The following is a 22095-nucleotide window of genomic DNA, read 5'->3' on the forward strand; positions in this document are numbered from 1 at the left end:
TACATATTATCTATTTTTTTATTATATTTAGATATAATATTTAACTTGTCATATTTAAATATTAAGGAAATGAGGCTACGATTTTGTTCAAAAAAGAGTTTTTTTGTATTAGGCAACAGGATTTAAAAGATTGTGGTCCAGCATGTCTAGCGATGATTTCTCGCCATTATGGGTTTACTACTTCTATTTCAAAGATTAGAGAAGTGGCTGGTACAGATTTAGCGGGAACAAATATTAAAGGTTTGATGGAGGCTGGTGAAAAACTAGGGTTTGAAGTAAAAGCTGTAAAAGCAACAAAACCCGAAGATTTAAAAGAAATTCCATTACCTTCAATTGCTCATGTTGTAGTCAATGGTGGTTTGTTACACTATGTAGTAATTCATAAGGTTAAAGATAATAAAATTTATATTGCTGATCCAGAAAAGGGATTGGTTACGTACTTGTTAGAAGAATTCTGCCAAATGTGGACAGGTATTCTTGTATTAATGTCTCCTGGACAAAATTTTCAAAAAGGAAAAGAATCAAAGGGAACATTTTCACGATTTCTCTTATTATTAAAACAACAAAAAAATTTATTAATACCATTGTTTTTTGCTTCTATTTTCTTTAATTTATTTGGGTTATTGGGAGCATTTTATTTTAAATTTTTAATTGATGATATCGTGGCAAATCAATTGATACAGACACTTCATATTGTATCAATTGGAATTATTATATTGTATATATTTAAGATACTTCTTTCTTATTTTCGCACTCATTTAATCCTATATTTAAGTAGAAGAATAGATATTCATTTAATGCTTGGGTACTATCGTCATGTTGTAGGATTACCAATGAATTTCTTTGAAACAAGAAAAGTGGGCGAAATTATTTCTCGATTTATGGACGCAAGTAAAATACGAGATGCTTTGTCAACCATAACAGTTACTTTAATGATTGATACATTAATGGTTACAATAGGAGCTGTTTTGTTATATATCCATAGTCCCATTTTATTTGGTGTGACTTTATTATTAATACCGTTCTATATTGGTATTATTTTTGCCTTCCATAAGCCGTATCAATCCATTAATCGCAAAGAAATGGAAAGTAATGCGAAATTAAATTCCTATTTAGTGGAATCTTTAAATGGAATTGCAACTGTAAAATCTTATAACGCAGAAAAAGAAGTGTTTTTTCAAACTGAAAGTCGTTTTATTAATCTATTAAGGCATGTATTTAAAAGAGGAATGCTATCCAATTTACAAGGTTCTATTAAAATGGGACTTGAATTAATTGGTGGAACTATCATCCTTTGGGTTGGTTCCATGCAAGTATTAAAAGGAAATATGACGATAGGTGAGTTAATTACATATAATGCACTTTTAGTATATTTTTTAAATCCAATTGAAAATTTGATTGGTATTCAGCCTACCATGCAATCTGCACTAGTCGCTGGAGAACGATTAAATGAAATTTTTGATTTAGATCAAGAAAAAAGTGAAAAAGAGGATAATAAAGTATCTCCTAAAAAATTATCAGGCAAAATCCAATGTTCAAATGTTACATTTCGTTATGGAACACGTAAAAATGTACTAAATAACATAAGTTTTTCAATTGAATCAGGTAGTCAAGTAGCATTTGTAGGAGAGAGTGGATCAGGTAAAACAACCATTTCAAAACTATTAATGCATTATTATGAATCCCAACAAGGAAATATATATTATGATGATTATCATATCAAAGAGATAAGCCGTACTGCATTGCGTGATCGAATTGCATATGTCTCTCAAGAGTCATTCTTCTTTAGTGCTTCTATTTATGAGAATTTGTGTTTTGGTTTAGCACGACCAGTTACTTTAGAGGAGGTTATACACGTATGTAAGCAAGCTTGTATACATGAGTTTATCAGTGAATTACCGTTACGTTATGAAACTCTCTTAGAAGAAAATGCGTCTAATTTATCTGGTGGACAAAGACAACGTTTGGCAATTGCAAGAGCGTTATTAAAACAACCAGATATCTTAATTTTAGATGAAGCGACAAGTAATTTAGATTCTACAACTGAAAAACATATTACGGATATGTTAAAGAAGTTGGGGTTACAAGGAGTTACTGTAATTATGATTGCGCATCGATTAAGTACAATCCAGCATGCAAATCAAATTTTCGTGATGGAACAAGGAAATATTAAAGAGCAAGGCGCTCATGAAGAATTATTATTCCATAAAGGAGAGTATTACCGTTTGTGGAAGAATCAAACTGTTCATATAGAACACATAGAATCTCAATCTTATGCAATGCGAGGTGTCCAAGATGAGTAAGCTTTATTCGTTTGATCAATTAATTGATAGTAAGGAATTATTAGAACGAAAACCACCTCGTTTTATTGCTGGATTAATTGTTTTTCTTTTGATGAGCTTATTTGTTTTCTTAATCTGGGCTTATGTCAGTAAGATAGATATTGTAAGTAAGGGAACAGCAATGATACAAGGAAAATCAGATGTAAGTGTGTCTCGTACTCAAATTGTAGGTGTGGTTGATACGGTTGCTGTTAAGCCTGGTGATGAAGTGAAAAAAGGAAATATTTTAATTCAATTAAAAAATCAGGAATTAACAGATAAACAAAGTCAGATGAATCAAATTGTGGAACATTTAGAAAAACAAAAAGGGATGTTAGAACAGTTGAAAGAGAGTATCCAGTCCCATAAATCTTCTTTTCTTGATGATGTGGATAAAAAAATAAGAGAAGAATATCAGGCTTATGATCAAAGATATCAATCTATACAAAATGAAAAAGACAATGAAATAAAAACAATAGAAAATAGTAAAATTTCAAGCGAACAAGATGAAGTTTTACAAGGATTAATTGCAGAAAACGAAAATATCCAAAGAGAAATAGACATAATTGAAAAACAAAAGACAAAAGAAAATATATTAGAAGAACAAAAACAAGTAATGGATGATAAAAAAGGAAATTTAGAATCCAAAAAAAATAGTGTGGAAAAGCGTATTCAACAACGAAAAGAAACTTTAGAACATGAAAGAACAAAAGTGGATGTTACTAAAGAAGGAAAGCAAGTACAAAAGAAAGATGCTTTAAAACAATATAAAGAAGAATCTATGATTTCAGTGAATCAACGTATTCAATCCCTAGAACAGGAACTATTTATTAAAAAGCAAGAGTTAGATGGACTGCGTCATCAAAATGAAACGACAATTATAAAAGCAGAAAAAGACGGGATTGTACAATTTCCTGCCATCTTACAACAAGGGGATTTAATTAATCCCGGCCAAGAAATTGTTTCGATTATCCCAAAAGAAGACCAAAAAAAAGTAAGAATCTTATTACCAGCTCAAGATATAAAAGGAATAAAAAAAGGAGATAAAGTACAATATTCGTTTAAGTTACAGAAAACGGATAAACAAATGGGACAAATAACATATGTATCAGCATATCCTACTTTTGATAAAAATACGAAGGGGTATATGTATGAACTAGAAGCCACAATTGATACAAAAGATTTACAAGAACTACATATAGGAATGGTTGGTAGAGCTTCTGTCATTACAGGAGAAGAACCAGTATGGAAATTTATTTTAAGAAAATTAGATTTTATTTCTAATTGAAATAGTTAGAAATAAAATCATATAAGGGGATATAATTAAGTATGAAAAAGTGTTTTTCTATTGTAATCATGTTGATTTTATTAATGAGTTCTTTTCCTTTATCTGTTACATATGCAAAGGAAAAAAACATCAATTTAAGCAATATTGAGCAAATGTCTAGTGTTTTTAATGATAATACTAGCCTAGGAGAAAAAATCAGTTATATTAGAAATAGTGATTTGAATAATTGGTCAGTTAAAGAAATGAACCAGGCCCTAGATAAAATAGATAATTTAAATCTGAGTATAATGGAACGAGCAAGTTTAAAGAGAGAGGTAATACGTTCTTCAGGATTTTCTAATTTTGATTTTAAAGAAACAAATTCTGATGTATTAGCATTTAAGGAATTAAAAATAGAAATTATAGAGACTGATCAGTTACTTACTTTATATAGAAGAAGCAAGGCTGGTGAACTGGGATCTAAATACGGTCTGGGTTATTGGTGGGGAGATAAAGAAAGAAATATTGAAGAAACTAGAAATGAGTTAGCCGTATTAGAAGCTTGGGGAAATCCGCTTAATATACAATATAAAATCAAGGTACCTAAAGGGACAAGAATACTTAAAGGATTTACAGCTGCTCAAACTCAATATCTTAAAGGGACAAGTATAATTCAAGAATATAGAGAAGGCGGAGCTATGCAATACTGGATTAATAAGATAGATAACAGTTGGTTACAATAAAAAATTATTAGGAGGATAACATGACAAATCATCATGAATTTATAAGTTTAGCTCTAGATTGTGAGCGTATTATAAAACAAAACATTCCTAGTAATCCCGACGATGCGAAAAGATATCATTTAATGTTAAACGAACTTAAAGGATTAAGAATGACCATAGAATCAAACCAATTAAATGACAAGTTGTATTATTTATCAATTACACAGATGCTTGAAAAAAATGATCCGGAAGAAGTATTACAAGCTGTTTTAAAACTAAATACATTTTATTGTAACTACTATCAAAATGTATAAAAATATTAACTCAATAAATTCGAGCCTATATTATTAAAAATAACATGACTCATAGTGGAAGGCACCCGAAAGGGTGCCTTTTCTTTATAAAAAATACATCTAATAAGAAATATAGTCTAAACGTACAATTTTCTTTTTTTGATATGGTGACTCCTATTACTAAATTATAGCCGTTTTTTAGTAAGGTATTGAGTTGTTAACTACTTCAACAAATTCTTTAAATTCATTATCTGTGAAGTAGTAAAATAATTCTTCTATAACATAGTATGTATCTTTAGAGTCTTTAACAATTAAATCCACTCGATTCAAGCTATTAATAGAGTTTCGAATTACAGTTTTCTTAATAGCAGTTTCTTTTGAGATAGTAGGGATATCTACTTTAACTTTTCCTGTTTTATTGAGGTATGCATCTTTGCATAAATACGCATAGATAATTAAATCAATGCCACTTATATTACCCATCAGTTCTTCTGTGAAGACAGGTGAAGGTACAAAAAAATAACTTTGGTTTTCATAATCTTGAAATTGTATTTCGGTACCTTTTTTTATTGTTTTATTAAAATGTTCATATAAAAGGGAGTGAAGTGTTTCTGTATCTGTATTTAAATCGAAGAATCCTATAGGTAATTTACTAAAATACATAATAACATCCTTTCTTTGTAGACTATAGTCTACGGTGTTGTATCATGATACAATGGATTTGTAGATAATACTTACAAATATATTGTGAATTACTATAAAAATACACCGGTTATCTGATATAAAGGAGGTGGTTATTGATTAAATATAGATGAATAAAATAACAAGATAGTGGCAGATTTCCAAAACTTATTTTGTAAAATTAAGATGTTAGATTTAGTTTTGAGGGAGAGCGGGAGGAAGGTATGTATCAATTAAAATATAGGCGTTCAGATAACCGTATAGAATTAATTACAGAGTATGGTGAAAAAAAGTTACTAAATGATAGCATTTCCTCAAAACCAACTATTTCACCAGGGGGATTAAAAGCCATATATTTATCACCTTGCGAATGGGAAAGTATCACCAAATTGTATCTCTTTGATTTAAGGAATGGTGATAATATTCAATTAATAGGTGATATAGATGGAGCATATATGCCGAAAGGGGCAATATGGGTAGATAACTCATATCTTGCACTTATTATTGGTTTTGGCACTTTCAGTGATGGAGGAAATGTGTATCTTTATAATTTAATGGATAGTCAATTGATTAAAATAACTGATTGGGATCAAAGAAAACAAGTAGTAAAGTTAGAATATAATAGTGGTTTCTTAAAGTGTAAAGGTATTGAGTATTTAAGTGACATGATGGAGGAATATATAGAATTTAAGGAGATCTTAGATATAAAGTTATATACTTTATAAAATTATAAGGTTTTTAGAGTTTTATAAAGAAGAATGAAAGTACAACAAATGTTTGGTTATAGGTACAGTAGAAAAATATAGAGAATAATACAGCTTTTTTGTTTCGTTATTGGTTCTAAAAAAGCATTGAATAGTTTGAAGCAGAAATACCAAATGAGATAAATAGTATTTTAGAAGGATTCTATGTATTATGCACATAAAAATATTCCATACTAGAAATGATGAAATTTTTAAGGAGGGTAGAGATGGCCAAACGAAAAAATGAATGGACAGAAAAAAGAATAGAAAAATACATAAAAGAAGGTAGGGGACATGGGGAAGTAGGTGATTATAAACCTTGGTTAACGATACAAAATCTATCTTCTAATGGCAATGAAACTCGTCCTAAAGGTTGGAAAACAAACAGACAACATGAATTTCTTTCTAATTTAGAAAGGGATTATTTTTTTATCTTGGAATGGGCAGATAATATTATTGATATCAGAGAACAATTCCCTTTAGATCGGGAGCTTACATATCAAATTGCTGTAGAAAAAGGTATATCACATCCTATTGATCCAAAGAATAAAACACTAATTGTAATGACTACAGATTTTTTATTGACGATTCATAAGGAGAAAGAAATTAAATATATAGCTAGAACCGTAAAATCAAGTAAGGAATTAGAAGATAAGAGGGTAATTGAAAAGTTTGAGATTGAAAGGGAATATTGGAAAAGGAAAAATATTGATTGGGGTATTGTAACGGAAAAGGATATTCCTGCAGAAATGGCAGATAATATTTTTTGGCTTCATAAGTCTTATTATGTAGAGGATATAAGGGATGTGAGCTTTATTAAGCTTCTTCTTAAATCTCTTATGAACACTTCGTCTAATACCCCCCTAATTGATGCTCTTAATCAATTTGATAATCAGTATAACTTGGATCAGGGACAAGCTATGGTTTATTTTAAGCATTTAGTAGCTAGAAAATATATATTTATAGATATATTAACAAAAAGGGTTAATCTAAGAAATCTGAATATTAAGAATTTAGTTTTTGCAAAAGGGGAGTATGAGGTCTGTGATTATGCTATCAGTAAATGAAGTATTTCAGGATGTAGATAGTTCAAAGGTATATAGGGTACTTTGGATTGATGATGGAAATGTAATCGCATATTTAATTGATATATATCATGACAATGCTCTGCCTTTTGGAGAGAGTATGAAAAATCTCTTTGATGGTTTCGTGAGTGGTAGATTTTCAAAAGTAGTAGCACCTAACCTTATTTCAGTTATAGCCTGTGAAGAGTTGAGTGAAAAGGAGATTTTGATTAGAGATAAAGCATGGAATAAGATTAAGGAATTAGTTAAGAGAGAACCGGAAATTTATAAGAGGAAAGAAAGGGGGGAATTAATTAAGGGAATAATAGACCAACAAGATGTCTCTAATAAGACAATTTATAAGTATTTAAAGAGATATTGGCAACGTGGAAAAGTGAAGGATGCATTAATCCCTGATTATAAAAATTGTGGCAATAAGGGAGTTGAAAAAAATTGGGGGGAGAATAAGACTGGTAGACCACGAATGAGAAATAGTGCGGGTATAAATGTGACGCCAGAAATTCAACAACTGTTTGAAAAGGCTGTTCAAAATTATTATTTTGTAAATCCGGATAATACGTTAACACATACTTATAAGATGATGATTAGGAAATCCTTTCAAGTGGATACTTACTATGAGGATGGAATAAATTACACTATTATCGAGGATGAAAATAATATTCCTACACTTCGGCAATTTCGTTATTGGTTTAATAAGAGATATGGGACAGAAGAAATTATTTCATCAAAGTATGGAAGGAAAAAATTCGAGCGAGATCATAGGGCAATTTTAGGTTCTTCATCCTTTGAAGTATTTGGTCCAGGTTCTAGATATCAAATTGATGCTACAAAGGCTAATGTATATATAGTATCTAGGTATAATTCAGATTGGGTTTTAGAGAGGCCGACGGTTTATTATGTTACAGATGTATATACTCATTTAATAGCAGGATTTTATGTAGGATTAGAAAGTCCATCTTGGCTGGGTATGATGATGGCTCTTCTTAATGCAACCACAAATAAGAAAGTGTTTTGTGAGAAATATGGTGTTCATATTACAGAAGATTGTTGGCCAGCAGCTCATTTACCTGAAGTTATTTTAGGAGATCGAGGAGAATTAGAAGGATTTAATGTTAATCACTTAATACAAGGTCTTAATGTTACAGTTGAGAACAATCCAGCCTATCGTCCAGATTGGAAAGGGATTGTGGAGAAATTGTTTGATATATCACAAGAAAAAATACGTCCTTTTTTACCTGGTTATGTAGCAAAAGATTGGGGGAAGAGAGGGGCTAAAGATCCACGCTTACAAGCGAAATTAAATATAGAGCAATATACAAAAATTATCATTCGTTTTATTTTACATTACAACAAGAATTTCTATATGAAAGACTATATACGAGATTCGGATATGATAATGGATAATGTGAAACCAACTCCTATCGAATTATGGAAATGGGGTATTAAAAATCGTGCTGGAAAGTTACGAATTGTACAACCTGATATCATGAAGTTTTATTTAATGCCTAGAGGGAGTGCTACGGTAACGGCAAAGGGAATTCGATTTCAAAAAATGCTATATAGTTGTGAAACAGCATTGCAAAATTCATGGTTTGCTATTGCTAGAACAAAGAAAAGTTGGAAGGTAGATATTTCTTTTGATCCTCGTGATATGAATCAGATTTATATTCATACAAAGGATGAAAAAATATTTGAAACATGCAATTTACTAGAACACCAAGAAAGATATAAAGATAAATCAATTGAGGAAGTGGAACAGCTGCATAAAGTAGAAAGTGAAAAATTCAAGGAAGAAGAGCATGTTTTGTTACAAAATGACATTAATCTTTTTGATAGTATAGAGTCTATTGTCAATGAAGCAATCAAAGAAGCAGATGAGAAACAAACGGTAAATTTTAGCGAATCAAAAAACATAGAGAAAATAAAAGAACATACCAAATTTGAAAAAGAAATGAGAAGAAGGGAAGAAGCGTTTAAATTAGACGGTATGAAAAATGGTGTTCCACAAAATGTAATTTCGGTAAATGAAAATCAAAAAAATATATATGATCGTCATTCAGTTAAAGATTTGTTTAATAAGCGTAGAGGAGGGAAAAAATGAGTAAGAACCCCGACATGGTTCAATTAGAAAATGGGACATACGCCTTACTTGCTAGTTATAAAGAACAACAGTTAGTTGAATATCAAGGAAATCCTTTAATTGAAGCACTACCCCCTATACTCTCCTATGAAGAAGCATTTGATCAACTTAGTTTTTTTCCGGAGTATCATGAAAAAGAAAAAAACTTATCTGAGCATCATCGTTACCACGCCCTGTTACGATTAACCCGTTTTTTTCAGCCAATTGGACAAACGTTAGATTTAGAGAGAAGGTTTTCTCGTTTTTTACGTTATGGATATGTTAATCGGAATCCATTACAAAAACAGCATATTCAAGCTTTAAATGAGTTACATCAAAAGTTGGTGAAAAAAGAAGAGTTAGGTTTATCACCAGATATAAGAGCAACAGCTTCTAGTTTTACTTTGATGGGATTTTCTGGTGTTGGAAAGTCTACAGCTATAGAGAGGGTTCTTTCATTATATCCACAGCTAATTGTTCATCAATATCCCATTAATACAATTCAAATTGTCTGGCTAAAATTAAACTGTCCACATGATGGATCATTAAAATCTTTATGTCAAAATTTTTTTGAAAAGATAGATACATTAATTGGAACAAATTATTTACATAAATACGGTAAGTCACATATTTCAGTCAGCTCAATGGTAACAAGGATGGGGCAGATTGCAAGGTTGCATTGTGTCGGAGCCGTAATTATTGATGAGATACAGCACCTTTTATCAACAAAGGGAGATGCCTCTGAAAAGATGATGAATTTCTTTGTGACACTTATTAATGAAATTGGTATACCTGTTATGATGATTGGGACAATGAGAGCAAGAGCAATTTTACAGAAGGATTTTAGGCAGGCACGTCGTGGAAGTGGACAAGGAGATATGATTTGGCAACAAATGGATAACTCGGAAGATTGGGAAGTGTTACTTACAAGTATTTGGGATTATCAGTGGACAAAAGAATATGTCGAACTTAATCAAGAATTGATTAAGCTAATTTATGAGGAGAGTCAGGGAATTATTGATATAGCTATAAAGATTTTTATATTGGCACAGGGGAGAGCAATTGAAACAAGTGCAGAGAAAATTTCAATAGAATTAATAAAAAAAGTAGTAAAAGAAGATTTGAAACTTGTTCAGCCAATGTTGAAAGCACTTAAATCTGGAGTAGAGTCAGAAATTGCAAAGTATGAAGATATTATTGCCTTAGATATAAAAGAATACATGTTAAATAAAATACCAGTAATTGATATGAGAGCCAGGATTCAAGCTCAAAAGGAAAAAATTAAAAAAGATAGTGAAGCAAATGAATCAAGTAAGTTAGAAAAGTTAATTTTATCCCTTATTAATTTAGATGTAAATGAAAAGCATGCAGAAAAGATAGCTAAAAGAGTACTGAATAAACTTCCAAATTTAACGATTGCAGAACTAATGAAAGAAGCTTTGAAGTATATTAATGAACGTGAAACTGACAAGAGAAAGAAAAATAATAAGGCATTGAATATGAATATGAATATGTTACAGCTTCTCATTAATAAAGGAAAGAAGACCAAACAATCGGCTTATGAAGCATTATATGATAACGGTTATATTAAAAAACCATTAGAAGAATCTTTTTATGAGGAAGAGAGATTATGTTGACATTTTTTCCAAGTTTATATGAAGAAGAATTATTGTATGGCGCATTGACTAGATATCATAACCGTTCGTGTAATAAGGAATTTAAAGATACGTTAAGGGATTTATATGGTGATACGCGAACATATATTATGCCAGATTTAATACCAGATTTAAAAGTTTTACAAAATAGGCTTAAATATTTTAATCAATTTAATATTAATGATTGTTGGGAACAGCATACATTCTATCATTATTATACAAATTTTTTGAATGCTGAGGTTCGTAATAAGGTAAAAAAAGCAATATTAAGTAATGAGCAGGGAGTAAATGTGCATTATCAAATTGGTTATATAACAAGTACAGTAAAGGAAGCTCCATATTTTCGGTTTTGTGCACAATGTTTACAAGAAGATTTACAGGGATATGGAGAAACTTATTGGCGTGTTTATCAACAATTGCCAAGTGTTTTTGTTTGCTTAAAGCATAGATGTTTACTTCAAGAGAGCTCTGGACAATTTCGGAGAGGGTGTTCAACCCTTGTTGCACCATTAGATACAGTCCATATGAAGAGAACGATAAACAATAACGATCATGATTGGTCTAAACAAGAAATGGAACATTTAATTTATATCGCTAAACAAAGCCGAAAATTAGTAAACACAGACTATCTATACAATTTGAATAAATTACAGAAAGGCTATCGATATTTGTTACAAAAAAGGGGGTATACTTCAGTTAAGGGCAACGTAAAACAAGGTAAATTAGCGCGGGATTTTATTTCATATTTTGGGGAGAAAATACTGCATTGTATGCAGTCAATGTTGAAATCTGATGAGAGTTGTTGGTTAAAAGCTATTACTAGGAAACACAGAAAGTCTTTTCATCCAATTAGACATATATTATTGATTTATTTTTTAGAAGAGTCAGTTGACAGTATTAGTAACTATAGTCAAGAATCTTATAAGCCTTTTGGAGAAGGGCCATATCCATGTTTAAATCCTGCTACTCCACATTATCTTCAACCGGTAATTAAGGAAGTGAAAATTTCAAGATGTAGTAGAACAAAACGACCCATAGGAACTTTTGGTTGTACTTGTGGTTTTATATATTCTCGTAAAGGGCCCGATAAATTTGAAGAAGATAAAATGAAAATTAGTCGTATTAAATCATTCGGATATTATTGGAAAGAAAGATTGCATGAGTATATTTTTATTCAAAACTTAAGTTATCGTGAGTGTGCTAGAAGACTAAAGGTAGATGTAAAGACTGTCATTAAGTACTCTAAGGATATGTTATCTAATAGCAAGAAAATGCAAGAGAACAACTTGTTAGATAAATGGAAGGATGAATGGAAAAGTGTAATGAATAAAAATTCTGATATGACGAAAACCGAATTGAGAAATCTTTATCCTAACTTGTATATGCGTTTATATCGCAATGATAAAGATTGGTTGAGGGAATATTCTCCTAAGCTAAAGAAAAGAGTGAAGGTGCAGAATAGAATAGATTGGGGACAGAGAGATATGGATATTGTAGAAGAAGTAAATATAGCAATCAAATCTCTTATGAATGCAGAAAAACCAATCCGCTTAACGATCGGGAGGATAGGAAGGGAAATAAAGAAGTCATCCCTATTAGAAAAAAAGCTCAATAAATTGCCTTTAACAAGAAAGTTATTACACTCAGTTACTGAATCAGTTATTGAGTTTCAAAAGCGCAGAATTGAATGGGTCTTTGAACAACTTATAAAAAAAGAAGATGATTTAGCTTATTGGAAAGTTTTAAGAATGGTAGGATTAAGAGCTGATATTGATAAGAGTTTACAAGATGAAATATTGGCACGTATCCATAGAAAAAATGGCTAAAATGTATTAGTCATAAGGAGGAGATTATTTGTTAGCTTATTTTCCTTATTTATATGAGAATGAGCTTATCTATAGTGTGTTTGCGCGTTACTATAATCATACAGGGAATCCAAGTAAGAAGTTGAATATAAGAAGAAAAGAGTTGATTCCAGGAAAGAGCTGGACAATTAGCCCGCATTTACCGACCTCTTTAAACAGCCTAGCGAAGCAGCTACATATATTTTTATATCCCACTGTAGATGATTGGATAAAAAGAAATACGATGTATTACTACTATACTAATTTTTTTAGCAAAGTAATAAAGAAAAAGGTATGGGATATTATGTTAAACGGGGGGAACGTAAATATAAAAAGTTTGATGGGATCAAGGGTATATCCTACACTAGAAAACCAATACTTTAGATACTGTCCAAGTTGTATAGTTAATGATTATGAAAGATATGGGGAAACATACTGGAGGTTAAATCATCAAATACCCGGTGTCTTCATTTGCGAGAAGCATGAAACTTATTTGTTAAATAGTTCTGTGGTATGCAAGTATACAAATTCACAATATTTAGAAGCGGCTAGTATAGAAAATTGCCCAATAACAAAAGAGTGTGTGAATTTTTCTGATAAAACTAAAAATCATCTTAAACAGATAGCTCAAGAAAGTTTTTTCCTTGCTAATGAAGAATATGAGTTCGAAGATTTATATCAAATATATCGTTCTTTGTTAATGCAAAAAGGATATATAGATAATAATGGTTTAATTAATAGATACATTTTATATAGGGACTTTCTTGAATTTTATGGTGAAGAGTTATTAGTTCTTATGAATTCGACAATAGAAGATAGCGATAGATGTTGGCTCATTAAGATGATTAGAACTTATTATAATTCTTTTCACCCTATTCGACATTTATTATTAATTATTTTTTTGGGGAAATCTGTAAAGCAGTTACCTAAGCATAATAAGAAATTAATAACTCCTTTTGGAGAAGGACCATATATTTGTTTAAATAAAGCAGCCGAACATTATGGTGAATCAGTAATAAGAAATATGAAAATAAAAAAATTTAAAGGTCAAATAAAAGGTATCTTTGAATGTGAATGTGGCTTTAGCTATTCTAAATTAGTGCCGGATCATATAGGAGATGAAAAAGATTATTGGAAAATCGAACGATATGGAAATGTTTGGATAAATAAGGTGTATGAATATAAGTATGTAAAGAAATTGTCAGTACCTGAGATATCAAGACGTTTGGATGTAAGTGTAGGTAAAATATACTATTGTTTAAAACTTGATGTACATTATGAGGAAAAGCAAGAAGAATTAAAGCAGCTAAATAGAAAAAAATATTTAAAGTTAAAGGAAAAACACCCAGATTTCTTAATTTCTCATTTTAAAAAAGTTAATCAAAATTTAATTAATTGGTTATATAAGCATGATAGGGATTGGCTAATGAAGAATAAGCCAAATATTAAACGCAAGCACAACAATGTTTATAGGGAAGTAAATTGGCTGGAGAAGGATCAAGAATATTTGAATAGGGTTAAAAAAATTGCAGATGATCTTTATGGTCTTGAGCCCCCCGTAAGAGTCACAAAAAATCGTGTTGCAAAAGAGTTGGGTCTTAAGGGTTTTTCAGGTTATGAAGAAAAGACGCCAATAACTTTAGGCTATTTAAATGATCGGGCTGAGGATATTGAAGCTTTTCGGTTAAGAAGAATTAAATTTGTAATAAAGAAATTGCTTGAGGGAGGAGAGGTTTTAAGTAAAACTAAAATTAAGGAGCGTGCAAATGTACCAAAGCTATATTTTGTTAATAAAGATTTACAGGAAGAATTGAATGGGTTAAAAGAGAAATATAGCTTATAGGGTATTATAGGTATCTTGATAGTGAGCAATTGTACAAGAAGGTTATAATTCATAAAATGTAAATATTATGTATGTTGATAGGCACTTCATTATAATAACAATTTTATGTTCATCGTATTAGTTGAGTTCATCGTTAAAAGTATAACATTTATTACTTCAAAAAAGATTTGTAGTAGTAATAAGTATAGGTATTGATTGTAAATTTAGGAAGGTTCAATAAAGGAATTAATTGTTTTTTTTGGTATAATGAGTAGCGAGGCTTATAAAAAATATTAAAACATTGCAATGCTCATGAATTCTTAAATTGTAATGTACAGGGAGTGGAAATTGCCATGAATGTTAGTGGGATTTTAGAAAGAGTGTTTAATAAGATACCGAAAGAGCATGTTGCTAACATAATAGCTTTTAAGCGTCCAGGTTGGGAGCCAGAAAAAAAGAATTACAAGAAAAATGAAATTAAGGAAGAATTTCTAGCTTTAACAGAACTAATTGAGGCTGATGAAGTAGAAGATTTTGTTGAAATGGCAGTAATGACTAAATCAATTGGATTACCAGCCTATACGTATAAAGTTAATCATTTGAATTTTTTAACGGAGGCTGAATCCGCTGTTTCAATTGAAAATGTAAATAACATGCCTTTCCAAGATAAATATCTAATATCAATTGAAGACATTGAACAAGGGGATTCAATGCTAAAGTTGACTGTTAGATTGAAAGAATATTCAGATTATTGGAGGAGAGGGGAACGTTGTTTAGATACCCTTTCTGCGGTTTATAGAATAAAAATTAGTTTGGATAAGAATGCAAGAGTGCTAACAATTTTCTCTGGAAATAACGAGGTACAAAGTGTAATTAAAGATTATTTTGGATTAGTGCTAAAATGGCCTATCCAAAGTTATAGAATTAGAGAAAATATAAATCAAATAAATCAAATTGGGAGTGCAAGCTTTAAAACAGCAGTTCTATTAGATTTCATTTTTACTCGTTTACATGAGCAAGGAATTTTTTCGCGTTTCAAAGAGATAAAATTTAATACGAAAAATAAAAAACATACAACAGACGGTATACGTAATATCACCATAAATGGTCGCAATTTATTATCTTCTCAATTAGCGTGTGAGTATATCACTTTAGGTAGTGATATTTTATCATTTAAAGTTGATATGACGTATAATGATGTGGATTTTACAACTTTATTTTCTTTAAAAGGAAAGGAAGAAGATATATTAAAAATCGTTGTAATCGATAGCGATGATGATATATTTAAACAACAAGTTATAGACATTATTCAATCTGAGTATATAGAATTATGTGGTGCTGGTCTCAAAAACGTTCAAGAAACTTCAAATTTATTGAAACAAATTTATGAAAAATTTATAAATGGGGATAAACTAGTTAATGAAGTAATTCAAAACAGTTCCTTACAAATCATTAAATCCATCTCCAGAAATCTAGAGAAATGGGATTTAGATGATGAAAATAATTTAGAGATGCTTTATAGTTTTTATGAAGAGAGTAAAGTTATTTTAGATTCGGTAGGATATGATGATACTAATGAAGATATTTTAAAAATTAAAGAATATATTGGTTATGATGAAGAAGAGAAGGAACAAGAACTTTCTGAAGATGAAGAAACAGCAATAGTAAAATAATAAAAATTGGGGAGTGATAGAATGTTTTTAATGGAAAAGGATTGTATATTGTATAGGGTAACTAACGATTTTCAAATAGATAAATTACATTCTATCACTCCAAAAAGAATTACTTATGATAAATATGATATTTCTTATATCAATAATCAAATTATAAGAATTTCGTATAAGTGGTTGGATCCTATTAAGGTTCAAGAGAAAATAATATCAAGGGAACCTAAAAGTGTCGTTCTGATATATTTCGTGCAACGAAAAATTATTTGTTGTTTTGGAAGTTCAGAAAGTTATATAGGATTTGTCATAAGTAAGTTAGAAAAAAAATTAGCAACGCACCTAGAAAAGATAAATTTGTTTGATATATGTAAAAAGAAATACATTAATGAAGATAATTGGGAATCTGATTTAGTAAGCATATATTTATTACAAAAGAAACCAAATTCTTTTGACGATTATGAAAGCACGCGAGTGAAGAAAGTAAAAATCAATGATATAGGTTCTGCAGAATTAAGAAAGCATCTTATAAATGGGGAAGTAACTAGTTTTACTTATTATTTTAATGAACGGAAAACATATTTTTATTTGGATAGCGAATCTGTAGTATCATTTCCTGATGTAGTAAAAGAAGAGGTCGTTTATCATGTTATTGAAAGCCTTAGTGATATTGTTTAAAGAGTGGAAGTTATGGATTTTTTTCTTAATACCATTTGCATTGTTATTTTTCTTAGATTTAGGTAATGCTTATAATATTAAAGTTTATAATGATTATAAAGACCTTACCAATTTATTGAGTTGGTTATTTACTGGGATAATGTCACTAGTATCTTTCTCAGCTTTATTTATTGCATTCACATTTGAAAATAAATTAGTGACAGCTTCTAAAAGTTTAAAAAGAATTTTAAAGCCATATTCCTTAAATCGGGAAGATTTAAGAAATACATTGATTAACTACGAGAATAATTTGTCAGAAGATAAATTTTTAAGTGTACTGTATTATGTGTATTTAATTATTACCTTTTTTTCTATATTGGTTTGGGGAACGACACTTAAATTTTATAGAGGATTTGATTATGCGGAGGGATTTAGTTTATCTATAGGTACCTTTTTAAAAGTTGGTAGTGTAGCTTTTTTTGCTATAGTATGTTTAGCGTTGATGTTGATATCTATTGCACTAAAGCTAATTAGGATGAATAAAGATCCTTTAGGAAACGGATATTTACCTCAGATAGATGAGGTTTGTAATGTAGCTTATTTAATTGATAATAAAGCTGATATTATGGAGTTTTTTTCTTTGAATTTTCCAACCTTAGAATTTTATAAAAATCCTGCTTCTAAAACTTTTGAGCATGAGGTTACATTTAATTTACCGATTAAAGTTTCTAACTTTCAGTTTGTAATAAAGTTATATCAAAGCGAAGATAGAAAAGGAATTCTAACTTGTTTTGGAAATTTAGTGAATCAAATAAATAAAGCAGAAGTAGGGGAGACCTACACATGTATAGTCACTAATAAACTAAAAGAAGAAATATACAACACGCTGAATGAAAAAGATTGCTATGGAATATTAAAAATATATAATGAAGAAAAAAATGTAGTGGCTAAATATATACTCAAGAAACGAATAGAATCTGAATTTAATTTTTATTTTGAAATGGATAAGAAATTACTAACTAATTTAAGTGGTAATAAAGATAGAGATTATGCATTGATTGAAAGTATGCAGCATCATGAGGGAAAAGTAGTGGATTATCAATTAGAGATATGATTTCTTATGAAAACAAATTTAATGTTCAAATGATATAAATTATGCGAATAGAAGCCTCAAAAAGGCTTCTATTTTTTATCCACCTTTTCATGATGTACAACTATGTTGTCACCAAATTTGTTTTTTGATATCGAATTAATATACATTGTGAATAACTATGTTGTCATTATATTGAAATTGAGACATAGAAAATAAAGCGTAGAACGCCTCTTAATGTACAACTATGTTGTAACAACACAATAGTTATGCGTTTGAAATAAATTTTGATAGTTTATAATAAATTAAAACTAAGAAAAGAACTCTGTAAAAATCATTTTACAGAGTTCTTTTAGTTATTTATTGTTTTACATAACAAATTGTTACTTGTTCGTCTATGTGGAAAATCTGTAATGCTTTACCATCTAAATTTTTAACCTCATATGATGAATAAATAGGTCTTTCCAATTTCACTTCTTGACCATTTTGAGTTCCTTTTTCCACCATTAGCGTTAACTGATGGGAAGAAACGTCTGCTTGGTATGTTCCTGTTAAGTAATTATCTTTATTTGGATAAGAACCATTTGCATATGTTTCAAATGTCTTATCTGCTTTTAGGACTAACGTAGTTTTGACTCCGTCTCCGTAATCAATACCCCAATTACCTACAAGCTCTGTACCGTCTTTATAGTTGTTCTGTACATTCTTAAACTTAGCGGAATCCTCGTCTGGTGTATCAATTTTTCCTTTGAATATACCAGTTGTATCTTGGGTACTGTATGTTTTAACTGTATTACCACTAGATAAACTCGGTGAGTTAGAAGAACTAGTACCACTTGTTGTAGAAGTAGTTGTTGAACCACCCTTAGCTTCCGCTTTTAACTTATCAAATACAGGTTTCCAAATGCGTTTTGCTTCATCTAATTTATTGTTTGCTTTATCTATGATTGCATCATCCGTATCTTTAAGTGTTTTAGAGTAATCAAATAACTTCGATACTTCTTTGAAAGATTCTTTTAACTTTTGAACAGCTTTTACAATTTCCTTATGATCTTCCTTGTATTTTCCTGGTGCATCTATACGCTCTATTTTATTAAATACTTTATCTAAGTCTTTAATACTATCTCGTACCTCTTCATTTGACTTACTTCCCTTTTTATTATCCCTCACAGAAGCATCATAGTAATCTAGACGTCTTAATAAGTCTTCTTCAATGTCTACCATAAGTTGTGGGTAATCCTCAGGTAAAACCATAATCATCTTAACATCTTTACTTTCTTCTTTTGAGTTAGTTGATTTTTCCTTTGTTTCAGATGATTTACCTTCTGTCTTAGTTTCTTTACTTTCTTGTTTACCAGATTCAGCATTTGTTTTTTCTTTTTCTCCAAATAAACTAGTTACACTACAAGCTGACATAGAAACTACTAATCCGGATGCTAGTAAAATTTTACCTGTACTCTTTTTGAAATTCTTCATATGATTTTTCAATTCTCCCTCTAAAAACATAAAATAGATGTGCTTTAGCCCCTTTAAAACTAAAAAACATACCCCTTCTATATTTATTTTATAATACCTTTCTATGTATAATATTTTACAATTAATTACAGATGCAGTCAAAATTTATCTTAGTTTAACGATGTTTACAAAAAAGATGCGAAGCTTTATTCTTCAAGTAAAGATTCTAAGTGAGTTTTGATTAAAATTTTTTTATAAAAATCTCATACTTAGTTAAAAAGAGTAATTCTATTTTGATCAATCGCTTTTTCAAAATGGATTTTTTTGTTGTTAAATAAAGATTTATGACTTCATTTTTATCAAATTTTATTCCAAACCAACATATAGTTATAGCTTTAAAATAAATTTACAAATTTGTATCTAAAAGGGGTATTTTTGTGTCGAAAAAGAACATCTAAAATTGATAAGCGGAAAGAGCCCTATAGATTAAAGTTTTACTTTATCGGATTCACTTTTATTTATCTGAATTTTCCGTTACTATTTTAAGTATCCGTGAACAATTTCCTTTATTACGACAAGAAGAGACGGTAGATTCATGGACATTACAAGGGGGCTTATTATATGAAAGTGAAAGCAAAAACATATTTAAGTATAGAAGAGATTATTTCATTACCAACCGTATCAAGTACAAACATAAGTGATGATGGTAAAAACGTATCATTTGTTAAGAAGACGGCTGATTGGAAAGACAATATATATAGGAATCATGTATGGATATATGAAAAAGATAAGAAGCAGAGTTACCCATTATCAAATGGTGATATAGATAGTACACACCCATTATGGTCTCCAGATGCTAGGTGTATCGCATATCTTAGTCCAGTTGGTGATGGGGGAAATCAGATATTTGTTAAGTCACTAGATGATTATAGAGAGGTTCAAATTACTGATGAGAAAGAAGGAGTCAGTACATTCAAATGGGGTCCTACTGGCAAGGGTCTTTATTATGTTACGCAGTCAAAAGAATGTGAAGAGATAAAGAAACGTAAGGACCTATATGGAGATTTTCAACATATAGGTAAGGAACACCAGAATAATTGTTTATATTACATTGAAATAGAAAAGGTGATACAAAGTGATACAGATGAACACGAGAACAGAGTTGTTTATCAATTAACGGATGGTAAGGATTTTCATATCCATGAATTTGATATTTCAAATGATGGTAAAAAGGTTGTATTTATGGCGACACCAAGCTCAAATATGGCAGATTATATAAATGGAGATCTATACATACTCCATATTAAAGCTGGAGAGCTACAAAAGCTGAATGTGGATAAGTTGTTGGGAGGGAGTGTTTGCTTTTCTCCTGACGGCAGTAAAATATGTTACACAGCAAGCATAAGAGAGAAGGATTACTATAGAAACCATATACAAGATAGTACGTTAGAGATATATGATATGAATACTGGAGAGGTAATTCAGCCTCTAACAAACTTTGATAGTACAGTTATGCCATTACAGTGGACAGCTAAAGGAATTTTAATTAGATGGCAGGATAAAACGAATTATCGTATTGGATTACTAGCTGAAGATGGCACTGTGGAAGCATTAAGCGACAAGGCAGATGGCTTTATAATGGATGCCTCTATAACAAAGGATGGAGATCATATAACCTATAATAAGGCTATAACAAATGAAACCTTTGAAATCTATTTAGACGATAAAAAAATAACGGATGAAAATAGCTTTTTCAAAGGGAAACTTAAAAGTAACAGGGAAATCATCTCATGGAAAAGTAGTGATGGTCTTGAAATAGAAGGTGTTTTATCAACGCCAGTAGAGTTTGACACTAATAAAAAATATCCTTTATTAGTAGTAATTCACGGTGGTCCGGCTTGGGCATCTTTTCCGATATTTTCAGACTGCTTCAATGAGAAATATCCGATTGAACAGTTTGTTGAAAAAGGCTTTATCGTTTTAGAGCCAAATTACAGAGGAAGTTCAGGTTATGGTAATGAATTTTTAAAAGCTAACTATAGAAAACAGGGGATTGCTGACTACGACGATGTTATATCAGGAGTTGATAAACTAGTTGATCAAGGGATAGTAGATAAAGATAGAGTAGGAGTTATGGGATGGAGCAACGGTGGATATGTATCAGCTTTCTGTTCTACATTTAGTAGAAGGTTTAAAGCTATTTCAGTTGGCGGTGGAATAACTAACTGGAGTACCCATTATGTAAATACAGATATACCTTACTTTATTAGAATGTATTTAGGAAATACTCCATGGAATGATCCAGATATATATACGAAGACATCACCTATGACGTATATTAAATCAGCTTGTACGCCTACCTTAATTCAACATGGGGAAAAGGATGCAAGAATTCCAATTACAAATGCATATGATCTATATCAAGGATTAATGGATATGGAAGTTGATACAGAATTAATTATATTTAAAGGAATGGCATATAGTTCTGACCAACCAGGAGTTCATGTGGCTATTATGAAGCAGAACTTGATGTGGTTTTCACACTATATGCTTGAAGAGAGTATGGAGGGTTTTAGGACTTTGTAATAGATGTTTGTACAAGATATATGATTGAAACGGTCTTCATATTGAGATGATTTATTATAAAATATATACTTAAACTACTATCAGTACATAT

At 30.4% G+C, this 22095-nt stretch carries 16 protein-coding genes; 14 read left to right on the plus strand and 2 right to left on the minus strand.

Features of this window, described 5'->3' with window-relative positions:
• Positions 1-83 precede the first annotated feature (83 nt).
• Genes MHB52_RS01020 through MHB52_RS01035 form a run of 4 tightly spaced genes read left to right on the plus strand, consistent with a single transcriptional unit; the run spans position 84 to position 4624 of the window.
• Positions 84-2303 carry a peptidase domain-containing ABC transporter gene (locus MHB52_RS01020; RefSeq protein ID WP_061663574.1) on the plus strand — a complete coding sequence of 740 codons (2220 nt, stop codon included), beginning with the start codon at positions 84-86 and terminating at the stop codon, positions 2301-2303.
• Complete coding sequence (locus MHB52_RS01025) at positions 2296-3609, plus strand: HlyD family efflux transporter periplasmic adaptor subunit (RefSeq protein ID WP_061663575.1); 1314 nt, start codon at positions 2296-2298, stop codon at positions 3607-3609. Before MHB52_RS01020 ends, MHB52_RS01025 begins: the two co-directional genes overlap by 8 nt.
• A gap of 41 nt (positions 3610-3650) precedes the next feature.
• On the plus strand, positions 3651-4331 hold the full coding sequence (locus tag MHB52_RS01030; RefSeq protein ID WP_061663576.1) for a hypothetical protein: 681 nt from the start codon (positions 3651-3653) through the stop codon (positions 4329-4331).
• A 20-nt stretch (positions 4332-4351) separates the two neighbouring features.
• Positions 4352-4624 carry a hypothetical protein gene (locus tag MHB52_RS01035; protein ID WP_061663577.1) on the plus strand — a complete coding sequence of 91 codons (273 nt, stop codon included), beginning with the start codon at positions 4352-4354 and terminating at the stop codon, positions 4622-4624.
• A gap of 177 nt (positions 4625-4801) precedes the next feature.
• Here MHB52_RS01035 and MHB52_RS01040 read toward each other — a convergent pair whose 3' ends face one another.
• The gene (locus MHB52_RS01040) at positions 4802-5266 is read right to left on the minus strand and encodes a hypothetical protein (protein WP_061663578.1); all 465 of its coding nucleotides are present in this window, start codon (positions 5264-5266) and stop codon (positions 4802-4804) included.
• A gap of 242 nt (positions 5267-5508) precedes the next feature.
• Here MHB52_RS01040 and MHB52_RS01045 point away from each other — a divergent pair, with 242 nt between their 5' ends.
• The 9 genes from MHB52_RS01045 (at position 5509) to MHB52_RS01085 (ending at position 17987) form a co-directional block, all read left to right on the plus strand.
• Positions 5509-6009, plus strand: coding sequence for a DUF4652 domain-containing protein (locus MHB52_RS01045; RefSeq protein WP_061663579.1), 501 nt, complete (start codon positions 5509-5511; stop codon positions 6007-6009).
• 245 nt (positions 6010-6254) lie between these two features.
• Entirely contained in the window at positions 6255-7094 is an 840-nt protein-coding gene (locus MHB52_RS01050; RefSeq protein WP_061663580.1) for a heteromeric transposase endonuclease subunit TnsA, read from the plus strand.
• Entirely contained in the window at positions 7063-9213 is a 2151-nt protein-coding gene (locus tag MHB52_RS01055) for a Mu transposase C-terminal domain-containing protein (RefSeq protein ID WP_061663581.1), read from the plus strand. The genes MHB52_RS01050 and MHB52_RS01055 overlap by 32 nt, the downstream gene beginning before the upstream one ends.
• Complete coding sequence (locus MHB52_RS01060) at positions 9210-10868, plus strand: AAA family ATPase (RefSeq protein WP_061663582.1); 1659 nt, start codon at positions 9210-9212, stop codon at positions 10866-10868. Before MHB52_RS01055 ends, MHB52_RS01060 begins: the two co-directional genes overlap by 4 nt.
• A complete protein-coding gene (locus tag MHB52_RS01065; RefSeq protein ID WP_061663583.1) occupies positions 10862-12712 on the plus strand; it encodes a TnsD family Tn7-like transposition protein in 1851 nt (616 codons plus the stop codon). The genes MHB52_RS01060 and MHB52_RS01065 overlap by 7 nt, the downstream gene beginning before the upstream one ends.
• 28 nt (positions 12713-12740) lie before the next feature.
• A complete protein-coding gene (locus tag MHB52_RS01070; protein ID WP_061663584.1) occupies positions 12741-14573 on the plus strand; it encodes a TnsD family Tn7-like transposition protein in 1833 nt (610 codons plus the stop codon).
• A gap of 332 nt (positions 14574-14905) precedes the next feature.
• Complete coding sequence (locus tag MHB52_RS01075; RefSeq protein WP_061663585.1) at positions 14906-16225, plus strand: hypothetical protein; 1320 nt, start codon at positions 14906-14908, stop codon at positions 16223-16225.
• A gap of 21 nt (positions 16226-16246) precedes the next feature.
• Complete coding sequence (locus MHB52_RS01080; protein ID WP_061663586.1) at positions 16247-16894, plus strand: hypothetical protein; 648 nt, start codon at positions 16247-16249, stop codon at positions 16892-16894.
• The gene (locus MHB52_RS01085) at positions 16863-17987 is read left to right on the plus strand and encodes a hypothetical protein (RefSeq protein WP_000924690.1); all 1125 of its coding nucleotides are present in this window, start codon (positions 16863-16865) and stop codon (positions 17985-17987) included. Before MHB52_RS01080 ends, MHB52_RS01085 begins: the two co-directional genes overlap by 32 nt.
• 336 nt (positions 17988-18323) lie before the next feature.
• Here MHB52_RS01085 and MHB52_RS01090 read toward each other — a convergent pair whose 3' ends face one another.
• Positions 18324-19451, minus strand: a complete 1128-nt coding sequence (locus MHB52_RS01090) for a DUF3994 domain-containing protein (RefSeq protein ID WP_016118993.1) — start codon at positions 19449-19451, stop codon at positions 18324-18326.
• Positions 19452-20039: 588 nt separating this feature from the next.
• Between MHB52_RS01090 and MHB52_RS01095 the strand changes: the two genes are divergently transcribed.
• A complete protein-coding gene (locus tag MHB52_RS01095) occupies positions 20040-22004 on the plus strand; it encodes a S9 family peptidase (protein WP_061663587.1) in 1965 nt (654 codons plus the stop codon).
• Positions 22005-22095 lie beyond the last annotated feature (91 nt).

Origin of the sequence: Bacillus sp. FSL K6-0073, from assembly GCF_038006085.1 — a bacterium.
Lineage (GTDB): Bacteria > Bacillota > Bacilli > Bacillales > Bacillaceae_G > Bacillus_A > Bacillus_A cereus.